The sequence below is a fragment of the Corynebacterium mendelii genome (genome assembly GCF_017307055.1).
Classification (GTDB): domain Bacteria; phylum Actinomycetota; class Actinomycetes; order Mycobacteriales; family Mycobacteriaceae; genus Corynebacterium; species Corynebacterium mendelii.
Genome location: NZ_JAFLEQ010000016.1, coordinates 210,462 through 227,794, shown reverse-complemented (window position 1 = coordinate 227,794; position 17,333 = coordinate 210,462). Strand labels below are relative to the sequence as shown.

14 protein-coding genes are annotated in these 17,333 nt (G+C 63.3%); 3 read left to right on the top strand and 11 right to left on the bottom strand.

All coding sequences use genetic code 11. The annotated features are described in order from the left end of the window. Positions 1-8: 8 nt before the first annotated feature. The 8 genes from JZY06_RS09445 to JZY06_RS09410 form a co-directional block, all read right to left on the bottom strand. Complete coding sequence (locus JZY06_RS09445; RefSeq protein WP_207279295.1) at positions 9-866, bottom strand: energy-coupling factor transporter transmembrane component T family protein; 858 nt, start codon at positions 864-866, stop codon at positions 9-11. Then, on the bottom strand, positions 863-2,413 hold the full coding sequence (locus tag JZY06_RS09440) for an ABC transporter ATP-binding protein (protein WP_377769041.1): 1,551 nt from the start codon (positions 2,411-2,413) through the stop codon (positions 863-865). Before JZY06_RS09440 ends, JZY06_RS09445 begins: the two co-directional genes overlap by 4 nt. Before the next feature lie 176 nt (positions 2,414-2,589). Then, positions 2,590-3,234: an ECF transporter S component gene (locus tag JZY06_RS09435; protein WP_207279293.1), complete on the bottom strand. Its 645-nt coding sequence runs from the start codon at positions 3,232-3,234 to the stop codon at positions 2,590-2,592. Between the two features lie 546 nt (positions 3,235-3,780). Then, complete coding sequence (locus JZY06_RS09430) at positions 3,781-5,511, bottom strand: dipeptide ABC transporter ATP-binding protein (RefSeq protein ID WP_207279292.1); 1,731 nt, start codon at positions 5,509-5,511, stop codon at positions 3,781-3,783. Continuing rightward, entirely contained in the window at positions 5,512-6,513 is a 1,002-nt protein-coding gene (locus JZY06_RS09425; protein ID WP_207279291.1) for an ABC transporter permease, read from the bottom strand. Then, positions 6,506-7,432, bottom strand: coding sequence for an ABC transporter permease (locus JZY06_RS09420; RefSeq protein ID WP_207279290.1), 927 nt, complete (start codon positions 7,430-7,432; stop codon positions 6,506-6,508). The genes JZY06_RS09425 and JZY06_RS09420 overlap by 8 nt, the downstream gene beginning before the upstream one ends. A 327-nt stretch (positions 7,433-7,759) precedes the next feature. Further along, the gene (locus JZY06_RS09415; protein ID WP_207279289.1) at positions 7,760-9,367 is read right to left on the bottom strand and encodes a peptide ABC transporter substrate-binding protein; all 1,608 of its coding nucleotides are present in this window, start codon (positions 9,365-9,367) and stop codon (positions 7,760-7,762) included. A 749-nt stretch (positions 9,368-10,116) separates the two neighbouring features. Beyond that, positions 10,117-10,626 carry an NUDIX hydrolase gene (locus JZY06_RS09410; protein WP_330617239.1) on the bottom strand — a complete coding sequence of 170 codons (510 nt, stop codon included), beginning with the start codon at positions 10,624-10,626 and terminating at the stop codon, positions 10,117-10,119. Positions 10,627-10,812: 186 nt separating this feature from the next. Between JZY06_RS09410 and JZY06_RS09405 the strand changes: the two genes are divergently transcribed. Next, positions 10,813-11,421, top strand: coding sequence for a DUF4232 domain-containing protein (locus JZY06_RS09405; RefSeq protein ID WP_207279288.1), 609 nt, complete (start codon positions 10,813-10,815; stop codon positions 11,419-11,421). 57 nt (positions 11,422-11,478) lie between these two features. On the opposite strand, the gene JZY06_RS09400 is transcribed toward JZY06_RS09405, so the two are convergent. Beyond that, positions 11,479-12,468 carry a lactate/malate family dehydrogenase gene (locus JZY06_RS09400; RefSeq protein ID WP_207279287.1) on the bottom strand — a complete coding sequence of 330 codons (990 nt, stop codon included), beginning with the start codon at positions 12,466-12,468 and terminating at the stop codon, positions 11,479-11,481. Positions 12,469-12,703: 235 nt separating this feature from the next. On the opposite strand from JZY06_RS09400, the gene JZY06_RS09395 reads away from it, so the two are divergent. After that, a complete protein-coding gene (locus JZY06_RS09395; RefSeq protein ID WP_207279286.1) occupies positions 12,704-13,642 on the top strand; it encodes a DUF808 domain-containing protein in 939 nt (312 codons plus the stop codon). Positions 13,643-13,729: 87 nt separating this feature from the next. Beyond that, positions 13,730-14,638 (top strand): patatin-like phospholipase family protein, encoded by a 909-nt coding sequence (locus JZY06_RS09390; RefSeq protein WP_207279285.1) that lies wholly within the window; start codon positions 13,730-13,732, stop codon positions 14,636-14,638. Between the two features lie 255 nt (positions 14,639-14,893). Here JZY06_RS09390 and ahpF read toward each other — a convergent pair whose 3' ends face one another. Both ahpF and ahpC read right to left on the bottom strand, forming a co-directional pair. Continuing rightward, positions 14,894-16,459 carry an alkyl hydroperoxide reductase subunit F gene (ahpF, locus tag JZY06_RS09385; protein ID WP_207279469.1) on the bottom strand — a complete coding sequence of 522 codons (1,566 nt, stop codon included), beginning with the start codon at positions 16,457-16,459 and terminating at the stop codon, positions 14,894-14,896. A 63-nt stretch (positions 16,460-16,522) separates the two neighbouring features. Continuing rightward, complete coding sequence (ahpC, locus tag JZY06_RS09380; protein WP_207279284.1) at positions 16,523-17,086, bottom strand: alkyl hydroperoxide reductase subunit C; 564 nt, start codon at positions 17,084-17,086, stop codon at positions 16,523-16,525. Positions 17,087-17,333: the final 247 nt, after the last annotated feature.

Below are 17,333 nucleotides of genomic sequence, written 5' to 3'. Positions count from 1 at the left end.
AAAAAAACTCACACTCCCAGAAACTTGAAGTAGCCGGTGGCCACAGCCACCCCGATGGAAACGGCAGCGGCGGTTGCAGCCAAAAACATCAGCAGCCAGTCACGGCCGTGCAGCCGGGATATGCGGGCGAAGCTGCGCTGTCCCGGCGCGCCGAAACCGCGGGCTTCCATGGCGGTGGCAAGTTTGCCGCCGCGCCGCAACGCCACCACCAACAGGGCGAAAAACATTCCGGAAAAACGCACCAGGGCACCATCGTCGGACAGTCCCCGGGAGCGGCGGGAGCGTCCCAGTGCTTTCCAGTCCCGGGTAAACAGGGTACCCAGCCGGAAGGCGGCCACCGCCCCGATGACGAACCGGTTCGGCAGTTTCGCCACCTGCGCCAGGCCATCACCCAGGTCTGCCGGGTCCATATGTCTCAGGAAAATAATGGCCGGAAACGCCACCGCCAGGATGCGGATCATAATGGCCGCGGCCAGGACAAGTGAATTGTCGGTGACATGGATCCAGCCCCACCGGAAATAGCTGGTGCCCTCCGGGCGGCCGTAGAGCGCCATGGAGAGACCGGAAAAAGGCAGGGCGATGAAGATGGGTATCCCGCGGTAGAGCAATTCTTTGACCGGGGTGCGGCACAGCCAGGCGAACAGGACGGTAAAACCGACGGCCACGGTGGCGCTGACCAGATCAATGGAGATGAACAGCGGGGTGGTGAAAATCGCCAGGGCGGCGATACGGGCCACCGGGTTGGTGCCGTCAAGCAGGTTGAAGCCTTCTGATCTGCGCGGGGTGTTTTCCCGGGCGTGCGGCGGGATGACGGTGGCCGGTGCTGTCGCCCCGTGCGGGTCAGCCGGGCGGATGTGACTGTTCATCGGGCGGTGATCTCCAGTCGGTAGTCGCCGAGGGCATCGGCGTACAGATGGTCGTGGGTGACAGAAATCAGCGACACCCCCTGGTCGGTCAGCTCCCGCAGCAGCACCACCAGTTCGGTGAAGGTGCGGCGGTCCTGTCCGAAGGTCGGTTCGTCAAGCACCAGTACCCGCGGGGCGGTGACAAGCGCGGTGGCCACCGACAGGCGTCTTTTCTGCCCGCCGGACAGGGTGAACGGGTTGGCTTTGGCCAGGTGGTCAAGACGCAGCCGGGCCAGAAGCTCGTCGATTCTGTCGCGGTCTTTTTCGTCGAGTTCACCGGTGCTGTGCCGCCCGAGAATCCGGTCTGTCAGGCTGCGCCGGTCCGCCCCGCCGATGATTTTCGGCCCCAGCTCCAGTTCTTCTCTTACGGTCCGCGCCACGAACTGGTGTTCCGGATCCTGGAACACCACCCCGATGCGGCCGGCCAGCTGCCGGGAGGACCAGTCATGCGGGCTGCTGCTTCCGGTTCCGTGGGACAGTGCGGGGCTTGCCACCACACGCCCGTCCAGCGGCGCCAGCAAACCGGCCAGGGTCAACGCCAGGGTGGTTTTGCCGGCCCCGTTGTCGCCGGTGATCACAGTTGAGGCCCCGGCGGGAATGCTCACGTTGCGTGGCGGGGACACCGGCTCGTCCATGTTCCAGCCGACCACCAGTTCTTGGCCACCAAGCACTGCATTATCGTCGGTGACCGGGGTGTCGACCGGGCGGGCCGCCGGCAGCTGGGGGGTGATACCGGGTATCCACACCCCCTGGCGGGCCAGCCGGGCGCCTTGGGTGTCGATGACGTGCCGGACCGGGCCGTGGGCGATGATGCCGCGCTCCCCGGTGCCCAAAACAATGGCGGTATCAACATCATCGGCCCAGATACCGACCCGGTGTTCGACGACCACCAGGGTTGCACCGGTGCGGTTGACGGCATCGATGACCGCCCGGCGGACCTCGTCGACACCCTCCGGATCCAGGTTGGCGGTCGGCTCATCGAGCAGGATGACTTTCGCCCCCATCGCCAGAACCCCGGCCAGTGCCAGGCGCTGTTTCTGCCCGCCCGACAGTTTCGCGGTGTCATGGTCCAGCGGCAGTTCGAGTCCCACCACATCCAGCGCCCAGCGCGCCCTGGCCCACATGGTCTCGCGGTCAACACCCAGGTTCTCGCAGCCGAACACCACATCATCGCCCACCCGGGAGGAGATCACCTGCGAATCCGGGTCCTGCAGCACCAGACCCGCCACTCCTTTGGTGTGCCGCGGATCGATCCCGCCGACAGTCAGGGTGCCGGTGGCATCGCCGTCCTCGTCACTTCCCAGCACCCCGGCGATCGCGGCCATGAGGGTGGATTTCCCGGCCCCCGACTCCCCCAGCAGCAGCACCTTCTCCCCCGGTTCAACGGTGAAACTGACATTGTCCAGGGTCGGATTGATGCGGCTGCCGTGCCGCCAGCCGTAGCCGGAGGCGTGGATGGGTGCTCCGCCGGCGGGCGGGGAGTCACTGTGTCCGGGGATGGGTGTCACGGGAAAACCTTTGTGTGCGTGTTGTGCCTGCCCCTGTACCGCGCACGGGAGCGGGGATAAGAAAATCGGTTCCGGGGTCGTTGTTGGAAAGACCGGGCCGGGGTGAAGAAAAAAGACAGCCATCTGATCGGCCGACCCGATGGCTGTCTTGTCGTCGCTGCGTGCTCCCGTGCGTCCTAGACCCGCTGCCGGTTGGCGCGCCCGGCCCGGACTTTATCCAGCGCACCGGTCTGCACCAGGGCTTTGACCATGAAGTAGACGGCCACACCGGCGATCACGGCCCCGGAGATGATCAGCGACACCAGGTAGACGGTATTGAACTCGATGCCTTTGGCGGCGTTGCCGCGGAAAAATTCCAGCACCCAGGCACCCACACCGGCACCGGCACCGGACAGCACCGCCACCGGCAGGCCGAAGCGCTTGTACAAAAAGACCGCCAAAATAATTTCCGCGCCCAGCCCCTGGGCGATCCCGGAGTAGACCGTGGGCAGTCCCCACTGGTTGCCCAGGGCGGCCGACAGGCAGGCGGCGATGACCTCGCAGTAGATGGCGGCACCCGGCTTGCGGATGACCAGACCACCCAGCGGCCCGGCGAACAGCCACGGGCCGACGGTCAGCCCCGCCAGCCCCGGGGTGATGGCGTTGAACGCCTCCCACCACGCGCCGCCGGGGCCGTTGTAGAGCCAGAACACCAGCCCGCAGACCAGGCCGAGGACGGTGCAGATGAGAATATCGGCAACCGTCCAGGTGAAGGTGGGGGCAGATGAGGGTGCGGCGGAATCCGCCGGTGTGGAAGCAGTGTTGTCCTGCGTGTGAGTCATGGGGAAATAAACCTTCTCTCTCCCTAGCGCCGGCATTACCCGGATCAGGTGGTTACGGTCACCGCGACCATCGCCTGTGTGCTGGCTCAACCGGCGCGGCGTGCTTTTAAAAAAGAAAAGGCGGATGCGCGGAAAAACCAACCCCGTGGCGGCCTTGGCGGTGTCTCAGCCCGGTGGCTCCGTACAGCCGGTGACCCGGTGCGCGCAGTATGTGCGTACACCGTCACCGGCCCGACTGGCCCGAACTCCCGTGGGACGACACAACTATACACACCCTAACTTCCCCGGCGGTTTCCCCCTGCCGCACAGGCAACCGACCTGGCCGCCCCGCCCGAACGGGGCGCCGGACGGCGGAAGGCCCGCCGCGACCGCATCCACCGGACACACTGCCCCCGGACCACATCCACGGATACCGGGGGCGGGACAGCAAAAACCCGCCCCCTTTTTTGTCGCTTGTGCTGACACAGCCACGTAAAAGAGGGCGGGTGGTCACCTGCCGCCGGCAGGGCCGGTGTGTTCCGGTCCTGCCGCGCAGAGGCGGATCGTCTAGCCGTCGAGACCTTCGCCGGTACCCAGTTCGATACCCAGGCCGGGCACCGATTCGATGAGGGTCCGGGTGTAGTCCTGCTGCGGGTTGGCGAACAGCTTGTCGGCGGTGTTGTGTTCGACGAGTTTGCCGTTTTGCATCACCACGATCTCGTCGGCGGTCTGCCGGACCACCGCCAGGTCGTGGGTGATGAACAGGTAGCTCAAATCGAGCCGTTCCTGCAGGTCGGCCAGCAGCTGCAGAATCTGGTTCTGCACCAGCACGTCCAGGGCGGACACCGCCTCGTCGAGCACAATCACTTCCGGGTTCAATGCCAGTGCCCGGGCCACCGCGATGCGCTGGCGCTGGCCGCCGGACAGCTCATTGGGGAAACGCCGCATGGTCGACCGGGGCATGGCCACCATGTCCAGCAGTTCACCCACGCGTTGCTCGCGCTGCTTTTTGTTGCCGACCTTGTGCACCCGGAGGGGTTCTTCGATGCAGCGGAAAATCGAGTACATCGGGTCCAGGGAACCATAGGGGTTCTGGAAGACGACCTGCAGTTTGCGGCGCATCTCGAACAGCTCTTTGTTTCCCAGCGTCGACAGGTCGGTGCCTTTGTAGTACACCTTGCCTTCGGTGGGGTCGAGCAGGTTGAGGATCATATTCGCCACGGTGGATTTACCGGAGCCGGATTCACCCACCAGCGCCAGTGTGGTGCCTTTTTTCAACCCGAAACTGACATGGTCGACGGCGACGAGTTTCTTTTTGTCGCCTTTGGCCCCGCGGATATCAAACACCCGGGTCAAATCCTCGACACGGATGACCTCCTCGCGGCCTTCCAGGCTGCGGTGGGTGAGCAGTTCGGAGGTTTCCACGCCTTTTTGCTGCGCGGATTGGATGCGGGCCGAAGCCAGTGACGGGGCGGCTTTGACCAGACGTTTGGTGTAGGGGTGCTGGGGGGCGCGCAAAATATCGAGCGAATTGCCGGATTCGACGACCCGGCCGCGGTGCATGACCACCAGATGTTCGGCACGCTCCGCCGCAAGCCCCAGATCGTGGGTGATGAACAACACCGCGGTCCCCAGTTCCTCGGTCAGGCCATCCAGGTGGTCGAGGATCTGTTTCTGCACCGTCACATCCAGCGCGGAGGTCGGCTCATCGGCGATCAGCAGCTGCGGGCGGGCCGCCAGCCCCATACCGATCAAAGCCCGCTGGCGCATACCACCGGAAAATTCGTGCGGGTACTGCTTGGCGCGGCGCTCCGCATCGGGAAGACCGGCTTCGCTGAGCAGCTCGGCCACCCGCTGGTCGGCCTCGGAGCCTTTGACGATGTTGTTGGCTTTCAGCGACTCTTTGATCTGGGTGCCGATACGCCACACCGGGTTGAGGTTGCTCATCGGATCCTGGGGAACCAGGCCGATTTTCGAACCCCGGTAACCCACCATCTCTTTTTCTTTGAGATTCGTGATGTCCTGGCCCTCGAAAAGAATCTGGCCGCCGGTGACTTTCCCGGTACCGGGCAAAAGACCGATCACCGCCATGGCGGTGGTGGATTTACCGGAGCCGGACTCACCGACGATGGCCACCGACTGTCCGGGGTAGACGGTCAGGTTCACATCGCGGACAGCTTCCACGGTGCCGGTGGTGGAGGTAAACGACACGCACAGATTCTTCAGCTCAAGCAGCGGATCGGTGCCGTGTTTACGCTGACTGCGGTCGGGGCCGGGGGTGGTTGTCTGCTCGGACACTTAACGTTTCCTCGCCTTCGGATCAAGGGCGTCGCGCACGGCGTCACCCATCATGATGAATGACAGCACAGTCAGCGCCAGTGCGGTTGCGGGGTAGAACAGGACCATGGGGGCAGTACGCAGGGACGCCTGCGCCTTGGAGATGTCGCCGCCCCAGCTGACGATGGTGGGCGGAAGCCCGATACCGAGGAACGACAGGGTGGCTTCGGCAACGATGAAGGTACCCAGTGCCACGGTGGCGTAGACGATGATCGGGGCTGCCGCATTGGGCAGAATATGGCTGGCCAGCATACGGAAGCGGGAGGCCCCCACCGCGCGGGCGGCGGTGACGAATTCCTCGTTTTTCACGCTCAACACCGCGCCGCGGGTGATGCGGGCAATCGAGGTCCAGCCGAATACGCCGAGCACAACGACCACGGTGATCAGGTTGCGGTGGTCCTTGAACATCTGCATGACAACGATGGCGGCCAGAACCAGCGGGATGGCGAAGAAAATATCGGTCAGACGCGAGTTGATGGCATCAACCCAGCCGCCCAGAAAACCTGCCAGGGAGCCGATGATGGTGCCGAGAATGGTCACCATCAGTGTGGAGAGCACACCGACTGTCACCGAGGCCCGCGCCCCGTAGATGGTGCGGGCGTAGATGTCACAGCCCTGCCGGTCGAATCCGAAGGGATGGCCCTTGCTCGGCGGCTCCAGGGACTGGATCAGTTCACAGTGCGTCGGATCGACGGAGGTAAACAGCTGCGGGAAGGCGGCCAGGGCCACCGCCAGCGCGATCATCGCCCCGGAGACCCAAAACAGTGGCCGTTTGCGCAGCTGCAACCAGGCTTCGCCCCATACGCCCCGGGGCGCGGATTCATCGGCGACCGCGTCCACGGCCCCCAGGCCTGTTTCATCTGTGGCCGCCACATAGCGGTGCTGGCCGGGAAGCTCCCCGTCGGGGCCGAGGCCTGCAGCCGGAGAAGTGTTGTCCTTGTCGAATGTGTGTGTCTCAGGCATAGCGGATCCTCGGGTCCAGGACAGCGTAGAGCAGGTCAACGAGCAGGTTGGCGACAATGTAGACGATCACCAGCACGGTGGTGAAACTGACCACCGTCGACGGCTCGCCCTTGATGATCGCCTGGTACATGGTGCCGCCGACACCGTTGATGCCGAAAATGCCTTCGGTGACGATCGCGCCGGTCATCAACGCCCCGAGATCGGCCCCCAGGAAAGTGGTGACCGGAATCAGGGAGTTACGCAGGACATGCCGGCTCATCACCTGGGTGCCGCCCAAACCTTTGGCCCGGGCGGTGCGCACATAGTCGGCGGTGAGGTTCTCACTGACCGACTGCCGGGTCAGCCGCAGCACGTAGGCAAACGACACCGCGCCCAGCACAATGGCCGGCATGAGCAGTTTCTCGAAACTTTCATGCGGGCCGACTGTTGCCGGGAGCAGCTGCCATTTCAGACCGACGAAAAACTGGAAGACGAAACCGATGACAAATGACGGGACGGCGATGACGACCAGGGACATCACCAGCACGGTGGAGTCGAAGAAACCGCCCCGGCGGACGCCCGCGAGCACACCGAATGCCACGCCGAACACGGCCTCGAAGATCAGGGCCATAAAGGCCAGTTTGATGGTCACCGGGAATGCCCCAGCCATCACCTCCCGCACCGGCTGGTGGGAGAAGGTGGTGCCGAAGTCGAGCGTGGCCACACCTTTCAGATACAGCAGGTACTGGATGATGAACGGTTTGTCGAGATTGTATTCGGCCCTGATGCGGGCGGCGGCCGCTTCAGTGAGACCCCGGTCACCGCCGAGGGCCTGCACCGGGTCACCGGGCATCAGGAAGACGAGGGCGTAGATGAGAAACGTCGCTCCGAAAAACACTGGAATCATCTGGAGCAGACGACGCCCGACATAGCGCAGCATGGTCAGAAAGTCCTTATCGGCGTCGGGGGCTTAAAAAAATCCGGGGCCGGGGCTGGAGAGAAAACAGCCATCGACCGAAAAAAGTCTATGAAAAAAATAGGGAAAAATTGCACAAACCGCGGGAAAAGGCGGACCCGGGGGTAAGGGGGTTTACACACACGATCAACCGTTGGGCGTCCCGGCACGCAGACAAGCTCCGGCACCGCGGGGGCCGGATGGCGCCCGCCCCCACCCGAACCGACCCGGTCCCCGCGGGGACCGGGTCTGTCCCGCCGGGGGTTGTGCCCCAGGCCGGCGGGCGGTGGTGGTTGTTGAAAAAGGAAGCGGTTACTTCTTTTCCACCATGTAGTACAGCGGGACAGAGTTCCAGCCGAACTTGACGTTGGACACCGACTCACCGTAGCCGCCGGTGACATTCGAGTACCACAGCGGGATGGCCGGCAGGTCCTCGAGCAGGATTTCCTGCGCCTCGTTGTAGGTCTTGATCGAGCTGTCCAGATCGCTGGCTCCGGCACCCTGCTCGAGCTTGGCGTCGAACGCCTCGTTGGAGTAGTCGCCGTCGTTGGAACCGGCACCGGTGCCGTACAGCGGGCCGAGGAAGTTGGCCAGGGCCGGGTAGTCGGCCTGCCAGCCGGTACGGAAAGCACCGGTGATCGTCCGGTTGGTCACCTCGTCACGCAGGGACTTGAAGTCCGGGTACGCCTTGCCGTGGGCATCGATGTCAAGAGTGTTCTTGATGTCGTTGGCCGCGGCATCGACCCAACCCTGGTGGCCACCGTCGGCGTTGTAGGCGATGGTGAACTCACCGCTCCACGGGCTGATGGCATCAGCCTTGGCCCACAGTTCCTTGGCCTTGTCCGGGTTGTACTCGAGAACCTCGGCACCGGTCAGGCTGTCGGAGTGTCCGGCAATGACCGGGGAGGTGAAGTCGGTGGCGGGGGTGCGGGTGTCCTGGAAGATCTTTTCACAGATCAGCGGGCGGTTGATGGCCATGGACAGGGCCTGGCGGCGCAGGTTGCCCTCTTCGCCGTTGAAGTGCTCGATCTTTTCCGGGATGGTGAACGACTGGAAGATCGCCGACGGCTGGTTGATGGCCCGGTCACCGAGTTCATCACGGAAGGTCGACAGAGCCGAATCCGGGATCGTGTCGATGATGTCCAGGTTGCCCGACTGCAGGGCGGTGTAGGCGGCATCCGGCTTGGAGTAGAAGACGAACTCGACACCGTCGTTGGCGACCTTGCGCACGCCGGTGTAGTTCTCGTTGGGAACCACCTTCAGCGACTTGTTGTGCTGCCAGTCACTGACCTTGTACATGCCGTTGCCGACCGGTTTTTCACCGAAGGCGTCCATGTCCTCGAAAGCGACCTTGGGCAGCGGGTAGAAGGCCGAGTAGCCCAAGCGCAACGGGAAGTCGGCTTCCGGCTGGGTCAGGGTGACCTTGAAAGTCAGGTCATCGACTTTCTCAAGACCGGTCAGCTTCTCGCCGCCGTCGTTGTAGCCCTCGATCGGCTCGAAGAAGTAGTTGCTCAGCAGAGCGTTTTCGACCGCGTAGTTCCAGGCGTCGATGAAGCTGTCGGAATCCACCGCGGTACCGTCGGCGAACTTCATGCCGTCTTTGATTTTGATGGTGAAGACTTTGTTGCCCTCGGAAGGCTCGATGGACTCGGCCATCTCGTTGTGGACCTTGCCGTCTGCGTCATAGTAGACCAGGCCGGCGAAAACGGAGTCAATGATGCGTCCGCCACCGGTTTCGTTGGTGTTCTGCGGATTCAGCGGGTTCTGCGGTTCGGAACCCCAGGCGGTCACAATAGCGTTGCCGCTGCTGCTTTCCCCGGCGGAGGAATCAGTGGCTGTGTCATCCGAGCCGGAGCATGCGGCCAGGCCGAGCGCCAGACCGGTGGCGCTGACGACCGCGAGGGTCTTGGTGAACTTCATATGGATTGTTGTCTCCTGGTATTGAAAATGGACGGTACCGCGGGGAGTGGAAAAAACGTGTCATGGGTGATGTGCAACCACCGGTGGGCGGACATTCCGGAAGTCTCTTCCGCGACAAAATCACGGAAAAACAGCCGGGCCGTCACCACACCGGACCCCGCCCGATGGGCGGGGTGGCACTCCCATAACGGGAGGGTGTCCGGTGGTCTCAAGCCCCCGGGACCGTTGTATGTTCAGTTACCGCCAGCGACATGACCAACCCGGTGGGACCGGTCACCTGTTCACGGACAGTTAACGAGAGTCTAACTGTGAGGGGCGTATTTTTTAAGTTGGATACGTGGCGGGAATCACGAATCCCCCACCCAACAGATGTTCAGCACCCCCTGACCACCACGTTTCCAGAATCCCCATTTACGGACCCTCAGAACGTGGCCAAATTGTTACCCAATTCCCAGTTTCGGCAATACCAATCAATGAACAGGGAGCATGCTTGTAGCCCGCTCCGGCCTGACAAAACCCGCCCATCAAAGACCATCCGGTCCACCCCGGGCGAACCTGTGTGTTTGACATGCCGCACACCGGATGGACCAGCCCACTATCCTGCCGTTTATCCGGCGGGTTAGTGTCACCAAAGATTGCCCTGCTGCGGGGGTGATCCCGTAAGCCTCCCCCACACCACCCCCGCAGACACACATCACCCCGCCCCGGCCATGCCTGTCCCACCCACCGGCCGGGGGATTATGCCGCATTCACCGGCCGGGTGCCGGTTCAGGTGGACTTGTGTCGACGGTTACCCGTTGATTCCCGACCGGTTGTGGCACTGCCGCCGACGGGCCGGGAGCTGTGGCGGCCAGGGCGGGAAAGATCACTTCCCGTGACAGCGGGGCAAGCACCGGGTCGGTGGAGTCGGGGCGGAAAAACCGGGCTTCGGCAATTTCCCGGTCCACAGCCACCTCATCGCCGTCGATCGGCCGTGAAAGCACAAACAGCTCGCACTCGACGGTGCAGCCGGGTTCATTGGCGGCGGGGGCTGAAAAGCGGCCGGAGTAGCTCAGATCACCGGCCCGGGCGGTGATGCCGGTTTCTTCCGCCAGCTCTCTCGCGGCAGTGTCGCGGGGCTTTTCACCGGGTTCCGGTTTACCGCCGGGAAGCAGGAAATAGCCGGTGTGCGTCTTGCGCACCGACAGGATCCGGCCCCGGGCGTCCAGGGCCACCACGGCTGCAACCTCAATGGTGTCCGGCAGCGGTTGGTCAGTCACAGTTTGTCATCCTAGAGCGTGGTGCCGGTTGCCACGCCGCTGTCCCTTGCGACCTGGACCGGGGAGGGTCGTGCGGCAGGTTGCGGCAACCCGGGAATACGGGCCGGTTTCAGCCGCATAACGGTTTGGCGGCTACCACGGCTTCCGGCCGGTTGCCCCAGGGGCTGTTCCGATAACATCACTGCCATGGATGTCATCCACCGTATTGTCGTGCACCGGTTACCGGTCGCCGTACTGGTGGCTGCGGGAGTTGCCTGCATCTCCTGCAGCGCGGACCAGGCGAGTGTCCAGTCACCGGCTTCGGTCACCGAGTACCAGACAACAAGTGGCACCGCCCCCGGGGTGCGGGAAACCCCGCAGCCGGCCGGCGGTGACGCCCCGACCTGCCGGGCCGGAAATATCGACGGAACCATCGACTCGACACAATCCGGCGCCGGATCGGTCATGCGGACTGTCCGGTTGACCAACCGCGGCCCCGCCTGCACCATGTACGGCTATCCGGGAGTCTCCGTCACTGATGCCGGCGGCAACCAGCTGGGTGCGGCCGCGGAGCGGGAGGGCGCGCTGCAGCCGGAGTCGGTGCGCCTGGACACCGGTCAATCAGCCCACTTCCACATGCGCATGTCCAATGCCCGGATATTTGACCCCACGGTCTGCCAGCCGGTGGACACGGTGGCGTTCATCAAAATTTATCCGCCCAACGACACCGGATCGTTGTCGCTTCCGGCCACCGGTGCCGCCTGCGCCGATCCGTCAACACCTTTTCTTTTCACCGGCGCAGTCAACCCCGGCTGATCCACGCACCGCACCATCTGCCGTGAAAGCAGATGGTGCGGCGGTCGTTTCAGTGCGCTACCGGCGACGGAAAGCACCGGCCTGCGCGTCTTTCATCGCCTGCCGGATCGCGTCAGCCGATGCCATGAGCATGGCGTGCTCGGTGTCATCCAGCGGCGGGGCAACCCGCCGGGTGGCACCGGTGCGGCCGATGACACAGGGAAGTGACAGGGCCACATCGTCGATGCCGTATTCACCGTCGAGCGGCATGGCCGCCGGGTGGACACTGTTTTCGTCCAGCAGCACAGCCCGGGCCATGGCGATCGCCGACTGGGCGACCCCGGCATTGGTCCAGCCTTTGGCATTGAACACCTGGTAGGCGGCATCGACGACATCGTCGGCCAGTTCCCGGACTTCGTAGGGCCTCCCGCCGAAAGCTTCCCCCAGCTGGTCGTTGCGGAAACCGGCCACCCGCACACAGCTGAGCGCCGGAACCGCGGACAAACCGTGCTCGCCGATCATGAAACCGGCCACAGACTTCGGGTCAATGTCATGCCGGGAAGCGATCAGACGCCGCATGCGGGCCGAATCCAGCATGGTTCCGGTGCCGAAGACCCGTCCCGGCGCGAAGCCGAATTCGGTGGCGGCAATATAGGACATGGTGTCGCAGGGGTTGGTGATGACAATGACCACCGGATCACGGGTGACAGCCGACAGATTGCCCATCACTTCCCGGATGACCGCGGCATTGGTGGCCGACAGGGCGGCCCGGTCCGGCTGGCCGGTGGGATTGTCCGGGTCGGGCACCATCGACGGCCCGGCGGCAATGATGACAATGTCGGCGTCGGCGCAGTCGGCGTAACCGCCCGCCCGGATCGTGGTGTTGGTGCGGGTGGGCACCCCGGTGGCCTGGAACTGGTCGAGGGCTTCACCATGGGCGACACCGCTGTCGGTGTCAATGGTGATGATCTCCCCGAACAGCCCCGAGGCCGCGCCATCGGCCAGCACATAGCTGCCGACGTGCCCGACACCGATGACGACCAGTTTATTGACGTGGGTTCCAGCCATGGCGGTGGCGGCTCCTTAAAACATAGATATTCGTGGTTTTCTTTTCGTGGCATCCCGCCCTGCCCGCGGCACAGACAACACCACAACCGGTATGGCGGGGTATCGACTGGGTTGCACCGGAGGATTGGGCGGTGTGCGGCTTCCACTCTAGGACGTGCCCGCACCCGGCGGGTGTCGCCCGTGCGATACTGGATGCCATGGAGATGACGAACACAATGTCTGCGGTGGTCCGCTAATGGCCGGCGGATTGGCGGCGCTGCTCGACGATGTGGCCCTGATCGCCAGAAAAGCCGCCGCCCAGGTCGATGATGTGGCCGCGGCCGCCGGACGCACCAGCGCCAAAGCAGCCGGTGTGGTTGTTGACGATGCGGCTGTCACACCCCGGTTTGTGCGCGGGGTCAGCCCGAAACGGGAGCTGCCGATCATCTGGCGGATCACCAAGGGATCGTTGTTCAACAAACTCGTCATCATCCTTCCCCTCGCCCTGCTGCTCAGCTGGATCGCCCCGTGGGCGTTGACACCGCTGCTGATGATCGGCGGAACCTATCTGAGTTTCGAGGGGGCGGAGAAGTTTCTCGAGATGGTCGGCGCCGGCCACCATGAGCAGGCCACCGCGGCAGAAAAAGGCGCCCAGTCCGAAGACCAGCTGGTGCGCGGGGCGGTGACCACCGACCTGATTTTGTCCGCCGAAATCATGGTGATCTCCCTCAACGAAGTCGCCGACCAGCCTTTCACCACCCGCTTGTCGGTTCTGGCGGTGGTCGCGGTCGCCATGACCGCCCTGGTCTACGGGGCGGTGGGACTGCTGGTCAAAATCGACGACATCGGATTGAGACTGGCCAAACGCCCAAGCAAACAGTCGAAAAAGATCGGCCTGGCCATGGTCGACGGCATGCCGAAGATCCTCAACGCCATCGCCGTGATCGGCACATTTGCCATGCTGTGGGTCGGCGGGCACATCATGCTCGTCGGTGTCGGTGAACTTTTCTGGGCTGCACCGGTTACCGTCGTGCACCATCTGGCGCACACCGCCGGCACCATCCCGGGAATCGGCGGGCTGGCTGCCTGGTTGACCGAGACCGGTTTTTCCATGGTCGCGGGACTTGCCTGGGGTGTGGTCATCGTCGCGGTGGTGGCGGCGGTGCGCCGCACCAGCGCCAACCATCCGCGCTAGACACCCCCAAAGCACCGGGCCGGATCCCCGCCCGGACAGCGCGCCGGTAAACCCCCTGCATCCACCTCATTTGCCATTGGTGTCCCCATGAACCATTCTTTCCGCCCGTCAAGCCTGCATGCCGGCTCGGTCGCCCTGGTCATCGAGGGCGGCGGCATGCGGTGCGCCCACACTGCGGCACTGATCGACAAACTCGTCGGCGAACATGTCAGTTTCGGCTGGGTCGGCGGAATCTCGGCAGGAGCGGCGCAGGCGGTGAATTTCCTCACCGGCGACCGGGAGCGGATCAGAAGCTGTTTTCTGGACTTCGCCTCTGACCGCAAAGGCGCCGGCTGGTGGCCGTTTTTGCAGGGCCGCGGCTATTTTGATGCGGAGTACATCTACGAAACCGCACCGCTCAGCGGCAACTATTCTTACGATTTCGACGCTTTTTTCACCAATCCGACGCCGGTGAAAATCGGCGCCACCCGGGCCGATACCGCGCAACCGGTGTGGTGGGGCCGGGAAGAGATCACCAGCGCCAGAGATTTGACCACCCGGGTGCGCGCTTCATCGACAATGCCGGGTCTCATGCCCGAAACCGTCATCGACGGGTTGGCCTACTTCGACGGGGCGCTGGGACCCGACGCCGGTATTGCCGTTGATGCCGCCCGGGCCGACGGGTTCACCCGGTTTTTGGTGGTGTGCTCCCAACCGCGGGACTACATCAAGTCGCCGCTGAAAAACAGCTGGATGATCAAACAGGTGCTGCGCAACTATCCGTTGGCCGCCGAAGCGTTTATCGACTGGCCCAAACGCTACAACAGGGTCCGCCGTTCACTGATCCCGCTGGAACGCACCGGGCACGCCTACGTCTACTACCCCGACGAGATGCCGATCACCAACACCGAACTGAACCTGACGAAACTGAAACACTCCTTCGACAGCGGTGTCGAACAATCCGACCGCGAATGGCCGTTGATCAGGGACTTCCTCGAAAAAAACGCCACGGTCTAGCAGGGTCCGCGCCACGTTTTTGCACCTTTCCCGCCTTCTTGACCGACCCCAGTGGCGGCATCCTTTTTCCGCCGGAAGCGTCCGGTGCGCTGCTGCCGCACCCGTGCCGGCCGACAGCGGGACGGTGACAGGTGACAGACGTAGGTGAAGCAACAGACAAAAACCACCGGCTCTTGCCGGGTTTGGTGCACCCGACAAGAACCGGTGGAGGGTTTTTGTCGCCTGTTGTTTTTCCCGCTGCCGGGCGGTGGTGTTTTACCTGCCCAAAGCGATGTATTCGTAGGCCGACAGCGCCGCTGTGGCACCGGACCCGATGGCGGTGACGATCTGCTTGTACGGGGTGGTGGCACAGTCACCGGCGGCGAACACGCCCTCCACGTTGGTGGCGCCACGGCCGTCGATGGTCACCTCACCACGGTCGGTCAGCTCAACCGGGGAGTTTTTCAGCCAATCGGTGCGCGGGATCAGACCAATCTGGACGAATACGCCCTTCACGTCGATGGTCTTGTCTTCCCCGGTCTCCCGGTCGGTGTAGACGATGCCGGTGACCTCTTTGCCGTCGCCGGCGATTTCTTTCACCGCGGAGTTGGTGAAAAAGTCGATGTTGCCGGTCTTGGCCGCGGCATCCATGAGAACCTTGTCCGCCCGGCATTCCGGCAGAAACTCCACCACAGAGACCTTGCCGGTGATGCCGGCCAGGTCGATGGCGGCTTCCACACCGGAGTTGCCGCCGCCGATGACAGCGACATCCTGCCCCTTGAACAGCGGCCCGTCACAGTGCGGGCAGAAGGTCACGCCCCTGGTGCGGTATTCCTCTTCACCGGGAACACCCAGGCTGCGGTAGGCCGCACCGGTGGCCAGCACCAGGGTTCTGGTGGTCAGCACCACATCGGCCGCGCAGGTAAGAGAGATGTGGCCGTCGGCGTCTTTGTCCGACATGGAGATAATCTCCAGCGGCTCCATGACAATGACACCGGCCTGCTCGGCGGACTGGCGCAGCGAATCCCCGAGATTCGGCCCTTCGGTATGGGGAAGGGCGATCAGGTTTTCAATCGCCGCGGTATCAAGGACCTGTCCGCCGACGCGTTCACCGACCATGCCCACCCGCAGGCCTTTGCGGGCCGCGTAGACGGCTGCCGCCACACCGGCGGGACCGGCACCGGCGACCAGCACGTCGAAGGGATCCTGGTCTTTGAAGCGGGCCGCCGATTTCGCGGCTGCACCGGAATCAATCTTGCCGACGATATCGGCCACACCCATCCGGCCGGAGCCGAATTCCTCACCGTTGAGCCACACCGACGGCACGGATTTAATGCCTTTGGCATCCACTTCGTCCTGGAAGGCGCCACCCTCGATGGCGGTGTGACGGATCTTCGGGTTGAGCACCGCCATAATGTTCAGCGACTGCACCACCTCGGGGCAGTTCTGGCACGACAGCGACATGTAGGTGACGAATTCAAGCTCCCGGTCAATGCCTTCGATGGCCTGCCTGGTGGCGTCATCGACTTTCGGCGGGTGGCCGCCGGCCTGGACCAGCGCCAGCATGAAACTGGCGAATTCGTGGCCCAGCGGCAAACCGGCGAACCGGATGGAGATACCGGTGCCGGGACTGGTCACCAAAAACGACGGGGTGTGGGCATCAGTGTGCTCGTCGAAGGAAATTTTCTCCGACATCCCCGCCACTGAGGTTAAAAGCTCACGCATTTTGCCGCTGCGCTCATCATCGCCGAGGGATGCGGACAAGACCACGTCCCTTTTCAGCAGGGGCATGAGGGATTCGATCTGCTTTTTCAGATCATCGGTCAAAACAGCCACGGTTATCGGTCACCTTTTCAAAGCGGATTTATCTCGGTCGGTCATCTGGGACGGGACAGCGGTGTTTTTCTACAGCTTGCCCGACAGATCGAAGGACGGGGTCAGGGTATCTTCGCCCTCTTCCCACTTGGCCGGGCACACTTCACCGGGGTGGTTGCGCACATACTGGGCGGCTTTGATCTTGCGGACCAGTTCGCTGGCGTTGCGGCCGACACCCTCACTGGTCATTTCCACGAACTGGATGACACCATCCGGGTCAATGAGGAAGGTGGCGCGGTCGGAGGCGCCTTCACCTTCGCGGAGAACACCAAAGGCCTCGGAGATTTCGGTGGTGGGGTCGCCGACCATGGGGAAACGGATTTTCCCGATGCGCTCAGACGACTCGTGCCACGCCTTGTGGGTGAAGTGCTTGTCGGTGGAGACGGAGAACACATTCACATCGAGCTTCTGCAGTTCGTCGTAGTGCTCGGCGAGATCCTCGAGTTCGGTGGGGCAGACGAAGGTGAAGTCGGCCGGGTAGAAGAACACGACGTACCAGTGGCCCTCGTAGTCACCGGAGGTCACCTCGACGAAATCACCGTTGTGGTAGGCGGTTCCGAACCACCGCGGTGCCTGGGTGTTGATGATGGACATGACTGTTCACCGGGCCTTTCTTTGGAAATAAGGGATTGTTCGTTCAGTCAAAAAAGCTTGGGGTCGCGGCCCCGGTACACGGGCCACTGAGAGGCGTTTGTTGGTCACGGGATCGCCCCCTTGGGGACTGTCGGCGCCAACCGCCACGGTCAAACCTATCACACGAACGCTTTTAATTAAGTGGCGGCTATCACCCATGGTGTGAACCCGCCGACCCACGCCACCACCACAACCGGCATCCACCAAC

Bases quoted from the DNA above. Each gene is read 5' to 3' on its own strand.
- JZY06_RS09445 (WP_207279295.1), bottom strand. From the start codon at position 866: ATGAACAGTCACATCCGCCCGGCTGACCCGCACGGGGCGACAGCACCG.
- JZY06_RS09435 (WP_207279293.1), bottom strand. From the start codon at position 3,234: ATGACTCACACGCAGGACAACACTGCTTCCACACCGGCGGATTCCGCC.
- JZY06_RS09425 (WP_207279291.1), bottom strand. From the start codon at position 6,513: ATGCCTGAGACACACACATTCGACAAGGACAACACTTCTCCGGCTGCA.
- JZY06_RS09420 (WP_207279290.1), bottom strand. From the start codon at position 7,432: ATGCTGCGCTATGTCGGGCGTCGTCTGCTCCAGATGATTCCAGTGTTT.
- JZY06_RS09415 (WP_207279289.1), bottom strand. From the start codon at position 9,367: ATGAAGTTCACCAAGACCCTCGCGGTCGTCAGCGCCACCGGTCTGGCG.
- JZY06_RS09405 (WP_207279288.1), top strand. From the start codon at position 10,813: ATGGATGTCATCCACCGTATTGTCGTGCACCGGTTACCGGTCGCCGTA.
- JZY06_RS09400 (WP_207279287.1), bottom strand. From the start codon at position 12,468: ATGGCTGGAACCCACGTCAATAAACTGGTCGTCATCGGTGTCGGGCAC.
- JZY06_RS09395 (WP_207279286.1), top strand. From the start codon at position 12,704: ATGGCCGGCGGATTGGCGGCGCTGCTCGACGATGTGGCCCTGATCGCC.
- JZY06_RS09390 (WP_207279285.1), top strand. From the start codon at position 13,730: ATGAACCATTCTTTCCGCCCGTCAAGCCTGCATGCCGGCTCGGTCGCC.
- ahpC (WP_207279284.1), bottom strand. From the start codon at position 17,086: ATGTCCATCATCAACACCCAGGCACCGCGGTGGTTCGGAACCGCCTAC.